The sequence below is a fragment of the Sphingobacterium sp. UBA1498 genome, assembly GCF_002325125.1.
Classification (GTDB): Bacteria; Bacteroidota; Bacteroidia; order Sphingobacteriales; family Sphingobacteriaceae; genus Sphingobacterium.
In genome coordinates this window covers 11,847-31,061 of sequence record NZ_DCRG01000023.1, presented here as the reverse complement: position 1 = coordinate 31,061, position 19,215 = coordinate 11,847, and the positions used below count along the sequence as shown (strand labels likewise).

Genomic DNA, 19,215 nt, shown 5'->3' with positions numbered 1-19,215 from the left:
TACGATGAGAAAGTTAACGATTTTAACGATGATGCTGGCTTGTTTAGCTTTGACAAATCAGAGCTGTAAGGACAAGTTTTTGGAGGATAAAAAAGACTTTACAGCAGTAAATGGCGATGACGTCTTTAAGGATCCGGTATTGGCTCAGGCGTATGTGGATTACGTCTACGGATTATTTTTGCCAGCAAATAATTCCCAGTCTTTTGTGGCTACAATGGACGCCGCGGAAAACGGTACCTATAATAATGTGTTCACGCAGACAACTGATGAATTAGCTGGCGAGACTGATTTTAATAAACAGTGGAATGCCATTTCTTTTATCAATAACCATGCAAATAAGTATTTTGGTCAACGGATGGGCGCCAACATTGCGAATAACGTGTGGACCCGAATGAAGGAAATTAACCTTTTTCTAAGCAAAATTGATCTTTATGGTATTGATGAGGCTACCCGTAATAAGATGAAGGGGCAGCTCTATTTTTGGCGCGCCTTTCAATATTTTCAACTCGTCAGGATGTATGGCGGTGTTCCTTTAATATTAGAGCCGCAAGTGCCAATTGTAGGTAACAATGAAGCAAATTCTATTCCGCGTAGTGCTACATCAGAGTGTATTGCCAAGATTGTGAAGGATTTGGATTTAGCAAAAAGTCTATTGCCAGGAAAGTGGGACGCTGGAAATTGGGGGCGGATTACTAGTGGCGCAGCAGCGGCTTTGAAAGGACGTGTTTTATTAACTTATGCAAGCCCACAATTTAATCCAAACGATTCGCGAGATCGTTGGGAAGCAGCATATTCCGCAAATACTGAAGCCAAAACCTTATTAGAACAGAATGGCTTTGGGTTGTTCAGGACTGGGGGAGAGGCTAATGGTAAAGCCTGGGGAGACATGTTTTTGAAAGAAGTAGACAATCCTGAAGCAGTAATTGTTTATGGGTTTAATAATGCGGCAGCAACATCCACTGCTGTAAAAAATAATGGTTGGGAGCAAGCAATTCGCCCTAGAGAGCTTTCCGGTGCAGGATCGATTTCACCAACTAAGCAGATATTTGATGCCTTTCCTATGCTGGATGGTAAAAATATTGATGATCCAACCTCTACCTATCCATACGACTCCAAGAAATTTTATAAAAACAGAGATCCGAGGTTTTCAAAAACTTTCGTATATAACGGTGCCTTATTTCCCTATGCAAATGGAACAAATTATCGCCAATGGACTTACTATTGGAAAAATGATAAGGGTGCGTATGTATCTACGGAAACAAGAGGTTCTAACGCAAGTGGCATCTATTTGCGTAAAGGATCTGATCCTGCAGCGTCGGGTACATCAAATGCCGCAGCCGGATTTCAGCAAAGTGGTACAGACTACATAGAAATGCGCTTTGCTGAAGTGCTATTGAATTTAGCTGAATCCGCTATTGGTGCGGACAAATTGGTGGAAGGTTTGAAAGGTATTACTGATATCAGGGCACGTGCAGGTTTGGAAAATAAGGATGGATCTTATGGTTTAAGTAGTATCAGCGGAGACCGAAATAAACTTTTCGGCGCAGTGCTTAATGAACGTAAATTAGAATTAGCGTATGAAGGTAAACGATTTTATGACCTTAGACGTTGGAAGCTTTTTGAAGAGGATTCACCTACCGCCCAACGTATTGGTGTAAAACCATTAAATGGAACAAGAAGAACAGGCTTATTAATTACAGTGAAAAACAATGGCATGGATTATACCGGTGCTTCAGATCCGTTGGTTCGAAATGGCTCAAGTGTTCCTGTCGTTGAACGCCAACCCTCAACTTATCCTGCTGGAATAGCTAACCAGGATCAATACCTCGATTACCTGTATGATAATTATTTTGTAATTGCCGAAAAAGATGATTTAGATCCGACAAATATCCCCTGGAAATTTAGATGGTATACGGAATATTACTTCTTTGGATTAAATCAAACAATCTTGTCTACTTCACCTTATTTACAACAAACTAGTGGTTGGGATAGCATGAATGGAGCAGGAACTTTTGATCCTTTAAAATAGTTTTCCACATACAGAATCTAAAAGCAATGTATGCGTATTGTGACAGACATTGCTTTTGATAAATGTACAGTTGACATATATTTGAAATAGAAATTATAAACCCTACTAACTAGATAAACATGTTACATAAAATAACGCTAACAGCTTTGTTGAGCCTTTTCACATGCATTGCCTTTTGTCAATATCCCAAAATACCAGAAGACGTTAAGAAGTTTACAGATGACCTAATGAAAAAAGCATATCAGCAATCTGACGAAGCATGGCAAAAAGCTTTACCTGTCATAGAAGAATACGCAAAACAAGGTAAACCTTATATTCCATGGGCGGGACGACCGGACGATCTCCCACAAGCTAAGATTTTGGCTTTCCCGGAAGCGGAAGGTGGTGGTAAATTTACTTTTGGTGGTCGTGGCGGCCAGGTATATGTAGTGACTAGCTTAGAAGATAATGGTCCTGGTTCATTGCGGGAGGCCTGTGAAAAAGGTGGTCCTCGCATTATCGTATTTAACGTTTCTGGTATCATCCGCCTAAAAACGCCATTGATTATTCGTGCGCCGTATGTGACTATCGCCGGACAATCTGCGCCAGGTGATGGTGTCTGTGTGGCCGGTGAATCTGTTTGGATCAATACACACGATGTCCTGATCCGACATATGAGATTTAGACGGGGCGAAACTTACGTTGGCCGTCGGGATGACGCCATCGGTGGTAATCCTGTCGGAAATATTATGATCGACCACGTTTCGGCAAGCTGGGGCTTGGACGAAAATATGTCCATGTACCGCCACATGTATAATGATAGTACTGGAAAAGCAGAAGAAAAACGTGGTACTGTAAATATTACCATCCAAAATTCTATTTTCTCTGAAGCTTTAGATACATGGAACCATGCATTTGGTAGTACTTTAGGTGGTGAGAACTGCACATTCATGCGCAATCTTTGGGCAAATAATGCGGCTCGTAACCCATCTATTGGGTGGAATGGTCTGTTCAATTTCTACAACAATGTTGTGTACAATTGGGTACATCGATCAATTGATGGTGGAGACTATCAAGCTACATACAACATTGTTAACAATTACTTTAAACCAGGACCAGCGACACCTTTAAATCAGCCTGTAAGTTATCGCATCTTGAAGCCTGAATCGGGTAGAAGTAAATTGCCTTATGTCGTATTCGGCCGGGCGCATGTCAAAGGTAATATTGTAGAAGGAAACGAGAAAGTAACGGCTAACAACTGGGATGGTGGTGTGCAACTGGAAAATAAAAAAGGGGATGCGATGACTTATGCTGAAGCTCAGCCTTATTTCGCTGCAATGAGCGTTAAGGAACCATTCCCACATGCTAGTTTCCCGGTAATGACTGCGAAGGAAACTTATGGCTTTGTTCTCGAACATGCAGGAGCCACCTTGCCTAAAAGAGACCCTATCGACACACGGGTTGTTGGTGATGTGAAAAATGGTAAACCAGTCAAATTATTAAGCAATGTGAAATTGCCGGAAAAAGATTTTGAACATCGAAGATTACCAAAGGATTCGTACAAAATTGGTATTATTACCGACATATCTCAAGTTGGTGGATATCCAGTATATAAAGGTACACCGTACAAAGATTCGGACAATGATGGTATTCCAGATACAGTTGAGAAAGAAATGGGGCTCAATCCAAATGATCCGAGTGATTCAGCGAAGATTACAGCATCAGGTTACGCGAACATCGAAATCTATCTGAATAAATTAGCTGCTAAATAAAGCTATGACATCGTTACTGAATCGAAATACTGTGTTGCTATTGGGGCTAATAAGCCCCTTAGCGGCATTGGGCCAATATCCGGTTATTCCAGATTCCCTGAAAAAATTGGCTGCAGAACGGGACAATGCAGAAATCATACGTTTAGAAAAAGTCTGGGCAGAAGCACAAAAAATTATAAAGGAGGAAGGGAAGCCTTATATCCCTTGGGCTGCAAAACCGGGTGACTTACCGCAGGCAAAGATTAAAGCATTTCCTGGTGCTGAAGGTGGAGGCGCTTATACCGCTGGTGGACGAGGAGGAAAAGTTTTTGTCGTGACAAGTCTTGCGGACACTGGTCCTGGAACGTTGAGAGAAGCCTGTGAGGCCGGTGGTTCCCGTATCGTTGTATTTAATGTCGCTGGTATTATTCAACTTGAAAAGCCAATTGTTGTCAGAGCGCCTTATATTACGATTGCCGGACAGACAGCGCCAGGGGATGGGGTATGTGTGGCCGGAGAATCTTTTCTGATTGATACGCACGATGTCATTTTAAGGTTTTTACGTTTCCGCCGCGGTGAAACCGATGTAACGAGACGTGATGATGCTGTAGGAGGCAATGTGGTTGGCAATATTATGATTGACCACGTGTCTGCAAGCTGGGGTCTGGATGAAAATATGTCTATCTACCGACATGTATACGACCGTGAAGGTAAAAATCTCAAATTACCCACTGTCAATATTACGATCCAGAATTCTATTTTTTCTGAAGCTCTGGATGCGTACAACCACGCTTTCGGAAGTACAATAGGTGGTTTAAACAGTACCTTTATGCGTAACCTATGGGCGTCAAATATCAGTCGGAATCCTTCCATAGGAATGTATGGTGACTTTGGATTTGTTAATAATGTGATTTGGAACTGGTGGAATAGAAGTGCTGATGGCGGAGATAATAAATCCTTATTCAACTTTATCAATAATTACTATAAGCCGGGGCCAATTACACCCAAAGATAAGCCGATTGCGTACCGTATCTTAAAGCCAGAATCTGGAAGAGATAAAGCCTTTAAAGATCAGTATGGGAAAGTATATGCACATGGAAATGTGGTAGAAGGTTTCCCAGAGGTCACTAAAAATAACTGGGCCGGAGGCATCCAGATTGAAGATCTACCGAATGTTGGTGATCGTGAAAAAGAAATCCGTGTGGATAAGGCGTTTCCAATGGCTCCCGTTACCGCACTATCTGCTCAGGATGCTTACAACTATGTTCTTAAAAATGTAGGTGCATTTCTACCAAAACAGGACGCTGTTGATGAACGGATTATTAGGCAAGTGTCAGAGAATAAAGTGTATTATGATACAACAAAAGCGCAACATGGATTTGTGTCTGCATATGTTAAACGACGCCTTCCAGAAGACTCCTACAAACAAGGGATTATATCCCATATTGCACAAGTAGGCGGATATCCGACTTATCAGGGGATGCCTTACCAAGATTCGGACAACGATGGCATTCCAGATAATGTAGAAAAAAGTATGGGGTTGAATCCAAATGATCCAAGTGATTCTAGAAAGATAGCGAAAAACGGCTACGCCAATATTGAGAATTATTTAAATGGGGTGGTTGCAATAGATGCCGTCGTGCCAAAAAATAAAAAATAATCATGATAAAAAGAATTTCGCTCTTTTCTTGTATCGCATTCTATGCTTTCACCTGCATTGCTTTTACTGCACATGCACAACAAATGAAGGCATATAGTCCTCTAGTATGGGATGAGGCCAAGTTTGTGTACCATGCAGATTCGCTTGGAAATCAGATTCCTGATTTTTCTTACGCGGGATACAAAGGAGGCAATGAAGCTATTCCTACCGGGCAGATTGCTGTTGTTGTTCCTCTAAAAACAGGTGATGCTACACAGCGTATTCAAGCTGCTATCAACTATGTGTCAATGCTACCGTTGGGTAAAGATGGGCTGCGGGGAGTGGTACTTTTAGAAGCCGGGACTTATGAGGTTTCGGGATCCCTGACATTGCATGCCTCAGGTGTTATTCTGCGTGGTAGTGGTTTCACAACAAATGGAACTGTCATCATTGGTGAAGGAACAACAAGAGAAACACTCATCCGTATTCTCGGAAAAGACGATATCACGTTTGCAAAAAAGACAAACGTAACAAGTACTTACGTCCCTGTCAACGCGCGGGTATTGGATATTGATCATGCAGCTTCCTATAAAGCTGGCGATAAAATTAGGATTACAAGACCTTCCACGCAAGATTGGATTAATCAGCTGGGTACTGATCATTTTGGTGGTGGCATTACTTCGCTAGGTTGGAAACCCGGGCAACGCGATGTTACTTGGGATAGAACGATTGTCGCAGTGAAAGGTAATGGTATCGAGATTGATGCACCAATCACAACAGCATTGGACAGACGCTATGGCCAAGCGACTGTTGAGCAATATAATTGGAAAGGAAGAATCGAAAATGTCGGTATAGAAAATATCACACTTAAATCTGCTTTCGATGCGAATAACCCGAAAGACGAAGACCATCGCTGGATGGCGATTACTATTGAAAATGCGGAAAATGTATGGGTGCGTCGCATGCAGTTCCAGCATTTCGCAGGATCAGCCGTTTACGCTTTAGCAAGTACCCAAAAATTAACTGTTGAGGATTGTATTTCCCGGGACCCGGTTTCAGAAATTGGTGGCCAAAGAAGATATACTTTTTTCACAAAAGGACAACAGACCTTATTTCAGCGGCTCTATTCTGAGCAGGGATATCATGATTTCGCAGTGGGCTATCTGGCAGCAGGGCCAAATGCTTTTGTCCAATGTCAGGCAGTAGAGCCTTTCAGTTTCAGTGGTGGGATAGACAGCTGGGCGTCGGGAGTTCTTTTTGATAATGCAGATATAGATGCGCAGGCACTAAGCTATAAAAACCGAGGTCAAGATGGCCAGGGAGCTGGCTGGTCGGCAGCAAATTCTGTATTTTGGCAGTCGACAGCTGGACTTGTAGAGTGTTATCAACCCCCAACGGCACAGAACTGGGCTTTTGGGATTTGGTCTCAATTTCAGGGAAATGGCTATTGGGAGCAATCGAATGAATATATCAAGCCCAAAAGCTTGTATTATGCGCAGTTACGGGAAAGAATTGGCCTAGCGGCTGATGAACGCACAGTACTGTTGCCAGTTTTGACCGAAGCATCCAGTAGTCCGCCCGTCAGTGTTGCCATGGAGTTGACGCGTCAGTCTGAAAATCCAATGACGAAACTGGTTGACTTTATTGCAGAAGCCGGTGATCGTTATCCCTTAAATACGACCGCAAATGTAAAAACCATCGATCAAATCGGCTATAAAGAGATCACCCTAGCAAAAAAACAAGCCGATATGCGTGTCGTAAACGGTTGGTTGGTACGTGGTGATGAAGTACTCGTAGGGGCCAAATCGGATGTTCCGTGGTGGAATGGTAGCGCTAGACCGCATGGTGCTGAAAAAGCTAAACCACATATCACGCGCTATGTGCCTGGAGAGGTTGGCACGGGGTTGACGGACGATCTTGAAGAGATGACGGATGCATTAAAAAAAGATAATATTATCGCCATTGATCATAATTACGGGCTTTGGTACGATCGGAGACGTGATGACCACGAGCGTATTCGTCGGATCAATGGGGAGGTGTGGCCTCCGTTTTATGAACTGCCATTTGCGCGTAGTGGCCAGGGCTTAGCTTATGACGGCTTGTCTAAGTATGATTTAACAAAGTACAACGAATTTTATTGGGGACGCTTGAAACAATATGCAGATCTAGCAGACCAAAAAGGTTTGGTATTGCTGCATCAAAATTATTTTCAACATAATATTATCGAAGCTGGTGCACATTACGCGGACTTCCCATGGCGTGCAGCTAATAATATCAATAATGTCGGATTTCCAGAACCTGTTCCTTATGCGGGTAATAAACGAATTTTCATGGCAGAACAGTTCTACGATATCGATAACCCTGTTCGTCGTTCATTACACCGCGCATACATCCGTCAATGTTTAAATAATTTTAAAGACAACTCGGGAGTTATTCAGATGATCAGCGCCGAATATACCGGACCGTTGCATTTCGTTCAGTTTTGGATCGATGTGATCAAAGAATGGAAGGCTGAGACGGGTAAAAATCCAATGATTGGTTTAAGTGCTACGAAAGACGTACAGGATGCTATTTTGGCGGATACCGAACGTGCCAAAGAAATCCAGGTCATTGATATCCGCTACTGGCACTACCAAGCCGACGGAAAGACCTATGCGCCACAAGGAGGGCAAAATCTGGCACCGCGTCAACATGCACGATTGTTGAAACCAAAGAAAACATCGATGGAGGCCGTTTATAAAGCCGTATCCGAATACCGCACAAAATATCCGGATAAAGCAGTGTTATACTTTGCTGACAACTACCCAACGATGGCATGGGCCTCCTTTATGGCCGGTGGTTCTATGGCAAACTTACCTAAGATAGGAAACAACGATTTCTACCGTGCAGCATCAGCGATGAAAGCAACAGAAATCAATGGCGCCTGGTTGCTAAAAGGTAGCCAAGGTCTGATCATTTATAAGGAAAAATCCGATGCAGAAGATATTGATCTATCCGATTATAAAGGCGGTTTTGAAATGACACGCATTAATCCGAAAAACGGAACGATTATCAAAATAGAGAAGATCAATCTCGGGAAGCATATTCATTTGAGCAATTATACCAAAGAGCCAGAAATAATTTGGCTAAATAAGAAATAAAAATATGTCGATTCGTAAGAAACTTATATTATTTGCAGTTGCAGGAGCACTCTTTTCGTGTGCATCCAATAAAGAGACGAAGCACCTGTCACTATTGAAGATATCGGAAAATGGTAGGTACATGATGACAGAAGATGGAGAGCCCTTCTTTTGGTTGGGCGATACAGGCTGGTTATTATTTAATAAACTAAACCGTTCTGAAGCTGATCAATACCTAGAAGATCGAAAACAAAAAGGTTTCAATGTCATTCAGGCCATGGTGCTGCATACCGTTCCTTCTGTAAATAGTTATGGGGACTCTTCGGTGGTCAACAAAGATATTTCCAGACCGCTGGTGACCGAAGGGAACAATCCGGATAATGCAACAGCGTATGATTATTGGGATCATGTCGATTACATTATTGATAAGGCAGCTGAAAAGGGACTCTACGTTGCTTTGGTCCCGATTTGGGGGTCACCAGTGAAGGAAGGAAAAGTATCGGTAGAGCAGGCAGGAAAGTACGCCACATTTCTTGCGGAGCGTTGGAAAGATCGCCCAAATATCATTTGGTTAAATGGTGGAGACATCAAAGGATCAGATAAGATGGAAGTATGGGAGAAAATTGGCCAAACAATAAAATCCATTGATCATACGCATTTAATGACTTTTCATCCTAGAGGACGAACGGCTTCTTCGGATTGGTTTCACGATAGGCCTTGGCTAGATTTCAATATGGTGCAATCTGGACATCGTACCTACGCTCAGGACACTTCCGCGAATGAACAGAAACATTATGGCGAGGATAACTGGAAGTTTATGTCAGCCGACTGGAATGTAAAGCCCATTAAACCAACGATCGACGGAGAACCTTCTTATGAAGGTATTCCTCAGGGATTACACGATATTAAGCAGCCGCGCTGGAAAGATGCTGACGTCAGAAGATACGGCTACTGGTCTGTATTTGCGGGGGCGTTTGGCTATACTTATGGACAGAACTCAGTGATGCAGATGCATGGAAAACAAGACTCGACATCGGCGTATGGTTCGGATGAGCTATGGAATTCGGCAATTCATGCGCCGGGGGCTACTCAGATGAAATTTTTGAAGGAACTTATGCTTTCCAGAGACAATTATTTTGATCGTGTTCCCGATCAGTCTTTAATTGCGGATAATGGTGAGAAATACAATCGTTTACTAGCGACACGAACAGCGGATTACGCATTTATCTACAATTACAACGGTAGGGAAATGAAAATTAATATGGGAAAAATCAATGGGGACAAAGTAAAAGCGTCCTGGTTTGATCCCCGAAATGGGTCGATCAAAGTGATCGGGGAGTTTGAAAATAAAGGTGTACAAACTTTTGTGCCTGCGGGAGGACAAAAGGATGGAAACGACTGGGTATTGATCTTAGATAGCATTTAATGAGGAATTTGGTCAAATTGTTTATTTTATTTAGTGTGGCATCGATCTTGGCTTCCTGTCAGCGGGATGTTTACCTATTTACCTCGTTCCACGAACCCGCCAATGAAGGTTTGCGCTATCTGTATAGCAAAGATGGCTACCATTGGAATGCAATTAATGGGGTTTATTTAAAACCAGAATTAGGAAAACAGAAAATCATGCGCGATCCGTCGATGATACGGGATAAACAAGGTATTTATCATCTGGTATGGACCATTGGGTGGCAGGGAAATGAAGGAATCGGCTATGCACGTTCAAAAGACTTGATCCATTGGGAAAATCAACAGATCGTTCCAGTGATGCAACAAGAAGCAACCACCGTCAATGTTTGGGCGCCAGAGTTATTTTATGATGATATAGAAGACCGGTTTATTATTATTTGGGCTTCCACCATTCCTTATCGTTTTGCAAAAGGCGTAGAAGAAGAGAAAAACAATCACCGCATGTACTATACGACAACAAAGGATTTTAAATCCTTTACGGAGACGAAATTATTTAGTGATCCGGGCTTTAGTATCATTGATGCCGTCATTGTCAAAAAAAAGCAAAAAGATTATGTGCTTGTATTAAAGGATAATACGCGGCCCAATCGAAATCTAAAGGTGGCCTTTGCAAAAAATCCGTTGGGGCCATTTCAGCAGATCTCTGAGCCTTTCTCGCCCTATTTAAGTGAGGGACCTGCGGTGCTTAAAGTCAAGGATCAATGGTTAATCTATTTCGATTCATATGGTAGCAAAAGCTATGAGGCTGTGTCCACCAAAGATTTTAAGGTCTTCGAAAAAATCAACGACAAGATTTCCGTTCCGGAAGGGCATAAACATGGAACGATCTTCAAAGCATCCAATAAAGATTTAAAAAATTTGCTTCGGGTTGAAGCCAAAAAGAAATAGTATGTGTATCAAATTAGTATTAGTGGGGCTATCGCTGTCTTCTGTTATGAACCAGGCGGTAGCACAACAAGATACAGTAAAGTATATAGGAAAGACATTATCCAATGTAGATTACCATCATGGACAGCTGACCCCTGCTGTGGGTACGCACAATATCCAGGTATTTCGAGCCAATAGAGAGTTTCCTGATTTGGCCGGAGGGCATAGTTTTACCTATAACCACCAGCCTTTTTTAGCGTATTGGAACAATACTTATTACCTACAGTTTCTCAGCAATCCTGTGGGGGAGCATATTGCAGAAGGAAAAACCTTGTTGCTGACATCAAAAGATGGCCGAAATTGGTCTAATCCGACAGATTTATTCCCGACCTATCTCGTTCCGGAAGGTTTTACCAAGCCGGGACGTACGGATAAGGCCGGGAGAGATTTATATGCAATCATGCACCAACGTATGGGTTTTTATCATGCAAAGAATGATAAACTGCTGACGCTCGCATATTACGGTGTAGCACTGGATGCCAAGGACGATCCAAATGATGGAAATGGTCTTGGGCGTGTAGTCCGGGAAATTCACAAAGATGGTAGCTTCGGACCTATTTATTTTATTCACTTCAATGCCTCTTTTGATGAGAAGGGTGCCAAATATCCCTTTTATAAAAAGAGCAAAGACAAGGCTTTCGTACAAGCTTGTGACGAGTTGCTCGGCACACCACTTATGATGCAGCAATGGGTGGAAGAGTCCGACCGAAACGATCCATTAATTCCTTTGCAGCGTCCGGTAAAAGCATTTTCCTTTTATCATCTCAATGATGGAAGGGTCGTCGGTTTATGGAAGCATGCATTGACATCGATGAGCAAGGACAATGGAAAAACCTGGCAGTACTCACCATTGCGCGCCCCCGGGTTTGTGAACAGCAATGCGAAGATCTGGGGACAAAAAACATCCGACGGGCGCTATGCAACAGTGTATAACCCATCGGAATTCAGATGGCCCTTGGCCGTATCGACCAGTAATGATGGATTGAATTACACGGATTTGTTATTGGTTAACGGGGAGATCACCACAATGCGTTATGGCGGTAACTATAAGTCATATGGACCGCAATATGTTCGTGGTATCGTCGAAGGAAATGGCAAGGTTCCCGATCGTAACATGTGGTTGACCTACAGTATGAACAAAGAAGATATTTGGACTGCTGTTGTACCTGTTCCGATCAAGTCTACCGTAGAAGAGGCCGTGAACGATGATTTTGCGAAAAATGCAGGACAAGCCTATAACAACTGGAATATTTATAGTCCGCTGTGGGCAACTGCCAAGGTCGAAGGTACAGCGTTGGTTTTGCGAGATAAAGATCCTTTCGACTATGCAAAGGCAGATCGCGTCATTCAATCGGCCCAAAAAGGGACCATTGAATTTACGGTGACGCCACAGCAAAATGATCATGGCTCTTTACAGATTGAGTTGGTGAATGATAGTGGCTTGGCAGCTGCTAGAATTATTATGGATAAAGATGGCATTATTAAAAATAAAGCCGGGTACCGAAATGCATCGTTGACGAAATATGAGATGGGAAAGATGTATCATTTTGCGTTGACTTTCGATGTGAGCACCCGCTCTTATCAAGTTGCCATCAATGGAGAAGATAAAGGGACAAAGTTATTTTTCCAACCGGTAAGCAACGTGAGCAAGGTGTCGTTCCGTACGGGCGATGTCAGAAGATTTCCCAATGCGGATACGGAAACAGACCAAGATTTTGATGTTGAAAATGCAGGTGCTTCGGTCAAAGAAGCCATTTATCAGATTACTTCGCTGAAAGCTCAAAAGCTGAAATAAATGAGACGGTTTATTGTACATATAGCTTTATTGGTAGCCGGTTTTTCGGCAAGGGCGAATGTCATATTGCCGAATATTTTTGCGAATCACATGGTTTTGCAACGCAACCAGCCGGTCGCCATTTTTGGTTCAGCGAGCCCTGGCGAGCAGGTAAGCGTAGCTTTTCAAAACCAGTTGAAGACGACAGAAGCCGATCAAAACGGTCGTTGGAAAGTTGAACTAAAAGCCATGCCGGCTAATGCGGTTGGACAGACGTTGACCATCAGGGGAAACAATACGATCGAACTTAAAGATGTTTTGGTCGGTGAAGTATGGTTGTGCTCGGGCCAATCGAATATGGAATACCAAATGCGTAAAATTGAGAAAGTTAAAGCTCCGTTGAGAGCTACCTATTTCCCTAAAAGCGAAGTTTCCGAAGCAAACAATCCCAATATCCGAATTTTTTTAGTACGCCGAAAATTTCTGGCCAAGCCGGATGGCCAATATGAGGGCTGGGCTGTAGCCCGGGATTCGGCACTGCGTCAATTTTCTGCACCGGCCTATTTCTTCGGGAAAACGCTACAGCAAGAATTAGGTGTTCCTGTAGGCATTATTTCATCAGCTGTGAGCGGCAGCAGAATCGAGCCCTGGTTCTCCGAAGAATATTGGACAAGTTCACCTTATCTGAAAGATAAAAAGAAAGAAGGCGATCCNNTGGTCGATGATCCACACGATCTCCATCCAAGTTATAAATGGGAAATCGGTCGTCGTCATGCCCTTAAGGCTTTAAAATATGTCTATCATAAAAATATTGTAGCCGATGGCCCTGAACTAGAGTCCGTAAAATATCAAGGCAAACAAGCAAGGGTAAAATTGAAACATGCTGATGGATTAAAGTCCGTAGACGGCAAGCCCTTAACATCATTTGAAGTTGCGGGTGAGGATGGCATCTTTTATCCAGCGCAGGCTGCTATCAACGGACAGACAGTCGTACTTGAAAGTGAACAGGTACAACAGGTCCATCAGGTCCGGTTCGGATGGGACGAAGCTGCCCAGCCTAATCTGGTGAATGCTGCAGGTTTTCCCGCGGCACCCTTTAGAACAAATAATCCACTACAACATATTAAATTGAAATAGTCTTTAGCGATCATGAACTTGAAAACAAAAATAGCGTTATCCTTACTTTTTTTTGGGACTATGGGATTGCAGGTATCTGCCCAAAAAACAGCGAGCCAATACCTCTCTGGAACGGGAAAGGATGATGGTGTGTTATGGGATTTTTATGTGACCGAAGGCTTGAACGCTGGGAAATGGACTAAAATACCAGTTCCCTCCAACTGGGAACAACAGGGTTTTGGGAAATATAATTACGGTTTCAATAAAGAGGCTGATAAAGGCAAAGAGGTCGGTCACTATAAATATAGATTTAATGTATCCGATGCCTGGAAAGATAAGCAGGTTCAGATAGTTTTTGAAGGTTCGATGACCGATACCGAAGTCAAGATCAATGGCAAGCTGGCTGGCGCTATCCATCAAGGATCATATTATGTTTTCAAATATGATATTACAAAACTAGTGAAATTTGGGAAAGAAAATCTATTGGAAGTCCATGTTGCTAAGCATTCGGCAAACAAGTCAGTGAATGCGGCGGAACGGGAAGGTGACTTCTGGATTTTCGGCGGCATTTTTAGACCGGTCTATTTGGAGGCCCTGCCCCAGCATCATATTGAACGTGTTTCATTGGACGCAAAGGCCGATGGTACATTCCGGGCAAAAATAGCGACAGCGGGAGAAGCGGACGAAATTACGGTTCAACTGCTTGATGCAAAAGGAAAGAAATTTGGAAAACAGCTGAAAGCAAAGCTGTCAGACAAAAACAATTGGCTCGAGGGGCAATTTTCAAACCCGCAATTATGGTCTGCCGAATTTCCGAACTTATATACAGCGCAATTCACCTTGTCGAAAAATGGTAAGGTACAGCACCAGCTGGAGCAAAAATTTGGTTTTCGGACTATAGAAGTCAAAGAACGTGATGGCGTTTATGTCAATGGCGTAAAGGTCCGATTCAAAGGGGTCAATCGGCATGCGTTCGTTCCGGAATCCGGACGGACGACGAGTAAAGAAGTTAGCATTGCCGATGTGAAGCTCATGAAGGAAATGAATATGAACGCTGTCCGAATGGCCCATTATCCACCAGACAATCATTTTCTGGCTGTCTGTGATTCATTGGGTTTATATGTCATGAACGAGATAGCGGGCTGGCACGGACACTACGATAAGGAAGTCGGTACTAAATTATTACGGGAGATGATGGTCGTATCTGAAAATAATCCTTCCGTTGTTTTCTGGGCAAATGGGAATGAAGGTGGACATAATCCAGATTTTGATCCCATCTTCGCAGAAGAGGATATTCAAAAACGTGCTGTGATTTATCCTTGGGCCGTACATGATGGTTTTGAAACAACCCATTACCGGGAATATAACTATGGTATTGGTACCTATGATCATGGGCACAATATCATTATGCCGACGGAGTTTTTGCATGGCATGTACGATGGCGGGCATGGTGCCGGATTGGAGGATTATTGGAAAGCGATGCTTGCCAATCCCCTTGCTGCGGGTGGTTTTCTTTGGGATTTTCGTGATCAGGGAATCGTCAGGACGGATAAAGGCGGTATTATAGATACTGATGGAAATCGTGGTCCGGATGGTATTATTGGCCCACATGGCGAAAAAGAAGGAAGCTTCTTTACGATAAAAGAGGTATGGAGTCCTATTTTCTTTGAAAAGCGGGAAATGACCAAGGGATTTGATGGGGCATTCCATATTGAAAATAGATACGCATTTACCAATGTTAACCAGTGTACCTTTTCGTACGAACTCAAAAAGTTGGGCGGTTATGATGAGGTTAAGGAAACAAAAAAAGGAACGATTGTCGCTCCCAATATCCGCCCCGGTGATAAAGGGATTTTAAAAGTTGATTTCCCTACAGGTTGGGAGGACTTTGATGTCTTATATATTACCGCAAAAGATGTGTATCAACAGGAACTCTTCACCTGGAGCTTTCCGATTACATTGCCGAATCAGGTGGCAAGTAGCCTCCTGAAACCAAATGGAACAGGGGATATTGCCGTACAGGAGACCGCGAATGCCTATTTGGTGAAAGCGAATGGTATTAGCTATCAGATCAATAAGACAAGCGGATTGCTGGAGCAGGTTCAAAATGCCAAAGGAGTAATTCCTTTCAAAAACGGACCGGTTTTGCAGGAAGCGGCGACAAATTATAAGAATTTCAAATTGGACCGTGAGGATGGAAAGGTGATTATCGCATCTACTTTTGATAAAAAAGATAGTTACAATACCTTGCGTTGGGAAATCCTTGCTTCGGGACAGTTGAAAATGCATGTTCAATATTTTCCTGAAAGTTATTTTACACGTTTTGTCGGAGTGAATTTCGATTTTCCAGAAGATCAAATCGAAGGTGTTGAATATCGGGGAATGGGCCCTTATCGGGTTTGGAAAAACCGGATGAAAGGGAATCAGTTTGGCGTGTGGAAAAAGAAGTACAATAACACCGCAACGGGCGAATCGCCATTCGAATATCCCGAATTTAAAGGGTACCATGCCAATATGTATTGGACCAAATTTATCGGAAAGGATCAAAGTTTCCGCGTGTTTACCGATCGGGAGGATGTGTTTCTGCGTTTATATACGCCAAAAGAACAGCAAGATACCGAATGGAAAAACATGGAACCTACTTTTCCGAAAGGCGATATTTCTTTTATGAATGGTATTTCAGCCATCGGCACGAAAACACAAAAGCCAGAAACGACCGGGCCNNGCTACAGCGCAGATCACTGTTGCAAACCTGCGGACTGAATTACGTTCGAATCCGATCGGTATAGATGTCATTGCTCCAAGACTGAGCTGGCAATTGCAGGGCAGTGAGCGGTCTATCCGACAAGAAGCCTATCAGGTACTTGTCGCTTCCTCACAAGAAAAACTGGATCAGAATATCGGCGATTTTTGGGATTCTGGGAAACAGGTTTCGAATAATTCCACGTATGTTATTTATGAAGGCAGCGCTCTACAGAGCCGCATGGAAGTGTTCTGGAAAGTAAAAGTGTATACGAATAAGGGTGAAAGTAGCTGGTCTGAGCCGGCTGGTTGGACTATGGGACTGCTGCATTACAAAGATTGGACAGGACGCTGGATTGGTTTTGATCAGTATTTCCCATCAGACAATGAAAAGACTGGTCAATTGTCTGCCCGTTATTTCAGAAAGGAATTTACAACAACCAAACAGATTAAGCAGGCTACAGCCTATGTGATGGGGCTAGGACTTTATGAATTATATATTGACGGCAAGAAGATAGGTGATCAAGTACTGGCTCCAGTGCCTACGGATTATACCAAGAACATTAAGTATAATGTTTTGGATGTAACACAATCACTTTCGGCAGGTAAGCATGCGATCGGGGTGATCTTGGGAAATGGACGGTTTTATGCCATGCGTCAAGCAAAACCTTATAAAGTAAAAACCTTTGGATTCCCAAAATTGCAAATGCAGCTTATGCTGACTTATACGGATGGCTCTACAGAGGTCATTAAGACCGATGATTCGTGGAAAGGAACGACCGAAGGACCCATAACGGCAAATAACGAATATGATGGTGAGGATTATGATGCCAGAAAAGAACTAACGGGCTGGGCAAATCCAGGTTTTAACGATAAAACATGGTTGAAGGCTGCTTTTGTGCAAGAGCCCGGTGGCAATTACGAAGCGCAGTCGGAAGGTATGAAGGTGATGCAAGATATTGCACCAATTTCGATCGTCAAAAAGTCCGAAGGAAAATACATCCTTGATTTTGGACAAAATTTCTCGGGTTGGGTAAAGATGAAGGTGTCCGGTAGGCGTGGAACAGCAGTGACACTGCGTTTTGCAGAATCTTTGACGGAAGAAGGTGAATTATTTACGACCAATTTACGTGACGCGAAAGCAACGGACCATTATGTATTAAAAGGTGGCGGAAAGGAAACCTGGGAGCCGCGATTTACCTATCATGGATTTCGTTATGTCGAAGTCAGCGGCTATCCGGGTATAGCTTCAAAAAGTAATTTTGTTGGCCGCTTTGTCTACGACGATATACCCAATGCGGGAACTTTTGTGTCTTCCAACACACTCATCAATCAGATCCATCAGAATGCATGGTGGGGGATTGCTTCAAACTACAAAGGTATACCGGTAGATTGTCCACAACGCAATGAGCGTCAGCCCTGGTTGGGTGATCGTCCAGTGAGTGCATACGGTGAGAACTTTCTCTTTGATAACGCTAATTTTTATACTAAATGGCTCGAAGATATTCGGCTGTCCCAAAAGGAGGATGGCGCATTACCGGATGTTGCACCAGCATTTTGGCGCTACTATAGTGATAATATCAGCTGGCCTGGAACTTACCTATTGATCGCCGATATGCTTTATCAGCAGGCTGGCGATCTGCGAATCTTGAAAAAACATTATCCGGCCATGAAAAAATGGATGGATTATATGCAGTTACGTTATACAGGAACGGATGGTATTATTACCAAGGATAGTTATGGTGATTGGTGCTTCCCACCGGTAACCATTGAAGCTGGAAGAGGTAAGATTGCCGATAAAAAATATCCGAGTGCATTGATCGCAACTTCCTATTACTATCATTTGTTGCAGACGATGGCCCGATTTAGCATCCTCGTCGGCAATGGACAAGATCAGGCTAACTTTTTGGATCGCGCAGCGAAGATGAAAGTAGCATTTAATGCTGCGTTCTATCACGAAGCAGGATATTATGGTGGCAATTCATTGACTGATAATATATTGGCGTTATCTTTCGGCTTACTCGAAGATACGAACAAAGAAAAGCTTAGCAACCGGATCGTGGAGATTGTGGAAAAAGAAAATCACGGGCACCTGAGTACAGGACTTATCGGAACACAATGGATTATGCGCACGCTGACCAAAATCGGCCGTGTGGATCTTGCCTATAAAATTGCAACCAATAAGACCTATCCTTCCTGGGGTTATATGGTCGAAAATGGGGCCACAACAATTTGGGAGTTGTGGAATGGCAATACAGCCCATCCCAAGATGAATTCACAAAATCATGTGATGATGTTGGGCGATCTCTTGGTATGGCTCTATGAGGATTTGGCGGGCATCAAATCAAAAGAGCATGCCTTTCAGACTGTTGTCATGAAACCGCAGGTCGTAGCAGGATTGGATCATGTGGATGCAAGCTATAAAAGTGTTTATGGAACCATTCAATCCAATTGGAGCAAAAGCAAATCGACTTTCGAATGGAAGATTTCTATTCCGGCCAATACCAGAGCAGAGATCTATCTGCCTACGACAGAACTGTCCACGATCCTGGAAAATAATCAAAAAATAAAAAACGATAAAGATATTCAGATCCTACGACAGGAAAAATCAGGTGTTTGGCTCGCAATAGGATCAGGAGATTACCAATTCAAAATTAAACTATAAGCAGTAT

10 protein-coding genes are annotated in these 19,215 nt (G+C 43.0%); all 10 read left to right on the top strand.

All coding sequences use genetic code 11. From position 1 onward, the window contains the following. Positions 1-4 precede the first annotated feature (4 nt). The 10 genes from B3139_RS13410 to B3139_RS13365 all read left to right on the top strand — a co-directional run bounded on the left by B3139_RS13410 (position 5) and on the right by B3139_RS13365 (position 19,208). Positions 5-2,029, top strand: a complete 2,025-nt coding sequence (locus B3139_RS13410; RefSeq protein ID WP_293883901.1) for a RagB/SusD family nutrient uptake outer membrane protein — start codon at positions 5-7, stop codon at positions 2,027-2,029. 119 nt (positions 2,030-2,148) lie between these two features. Then, the gene (locus B3139_RS13405; protein WP_293889405.1) at positions 2,149-3,780 is read left to right on the top strand and encodes a polysaccharide lyase; all 1,632 of its coding nucleotides are present in this window, start codon (positions 2,149-2,151) and stop codon (positions 3,778-3,780) included. 4 nt (positions 3,781-3,784) lie between these two features. Next, positions 3,785-5,419 carry a polysaccharide lyase gene (locus tag B3139_RS13400; protein ID WP_293883897.1) on the top strand — a complete coding sequence of 545 codons (1,635 nt, stop codon included), beginning with the start codon at positions 3,785-3,787 and terminating at the stop codon, positions 5,417-5,419. Between the two features lie 2 nt (positions 5,420-5,421). After that, positions 5,422-8,538, top strand: a complete 3,117-nt coding sequence (locus B3139_RS13395; RefSeq protein ID WP_293883895.1) for a DUF6298 domain-containing protein — start codon at positions 5,422-5,424, stop codon at positions 8,536-8,538. A gap of 4 nt (positions 8,539-8,542) precedes the next feature. Then, positions 8,543-9,943: a glycoside hydrolase family 140 protein gene (locus B3139_RS13390; RefSeq protein ID WP_293883893.1), complete on the top strand. Its 1,401-nt coding sequence runs from the start codon at positions 8,543-8,545 to the stop codon at positions 9,941-9,943. Further along, positions 9,943-10,872, top strand: a complete 930-nt coding sequence (locus B3139_RS13385) for a glycoside hydrolase family 43 protein (RefSeq protein WP_293883891.1) — start codon at positions 9,943-9,945, stop codon at positions 10,870-10,872. Before B3139_RS13390 ends, B3139_RS13385 begins: the two co-directional genes overlap by 1 nt. 1 nt (position 10,873) lies before the next feature. Then, positions 10,874-12,706, top strand: coding sequence for an exo-alpha-sialidase (locus tag B3139_RS13380; RefSeq protein WP_293883889.1), 1,833 nt, complete (start codon positions 10,874-10,876; stop codon positions 12,704-12,706). Next, a complete protein-coding gene (locus B3139_RS13375) occupies positions 12,707-13,822 on the top strand; it encodes a sialate O-acetylesterase (RefSeq protein WP_293883887.1) in 1,116 nt (371 codons plus the stop codon). A gap of 12 nt (positions 13,823-13,834) precedes the next feature. Next, positions 13,835-16,564: a glycoside hydrolase family 2 protein gene (locus B3139_RS13370; RefSeq protein WP_293883885.1), complete on the top strand. Its 2,730-nt coding sequence runs from the start codon at positions 13,835-13,837 to the stop codon at positions 16,562-16,564. Then, a complete protein-coding gene (locus B3139_RS13365) occupies positions 16,473-19,208 on the top strand; it encodes an alpha-L-rhamnosidase (RefSeq protein ID WP_293883884.1) in 2,736 nt (911 codons plus the stop codon). Before B3139_RS13370 ends, B3139_RS13365 begins: the two co-directional genes overlap by 92 nt. The last annotated feature ends 7 nt before the right edge of the window (positions 19,209-19,215 follow it).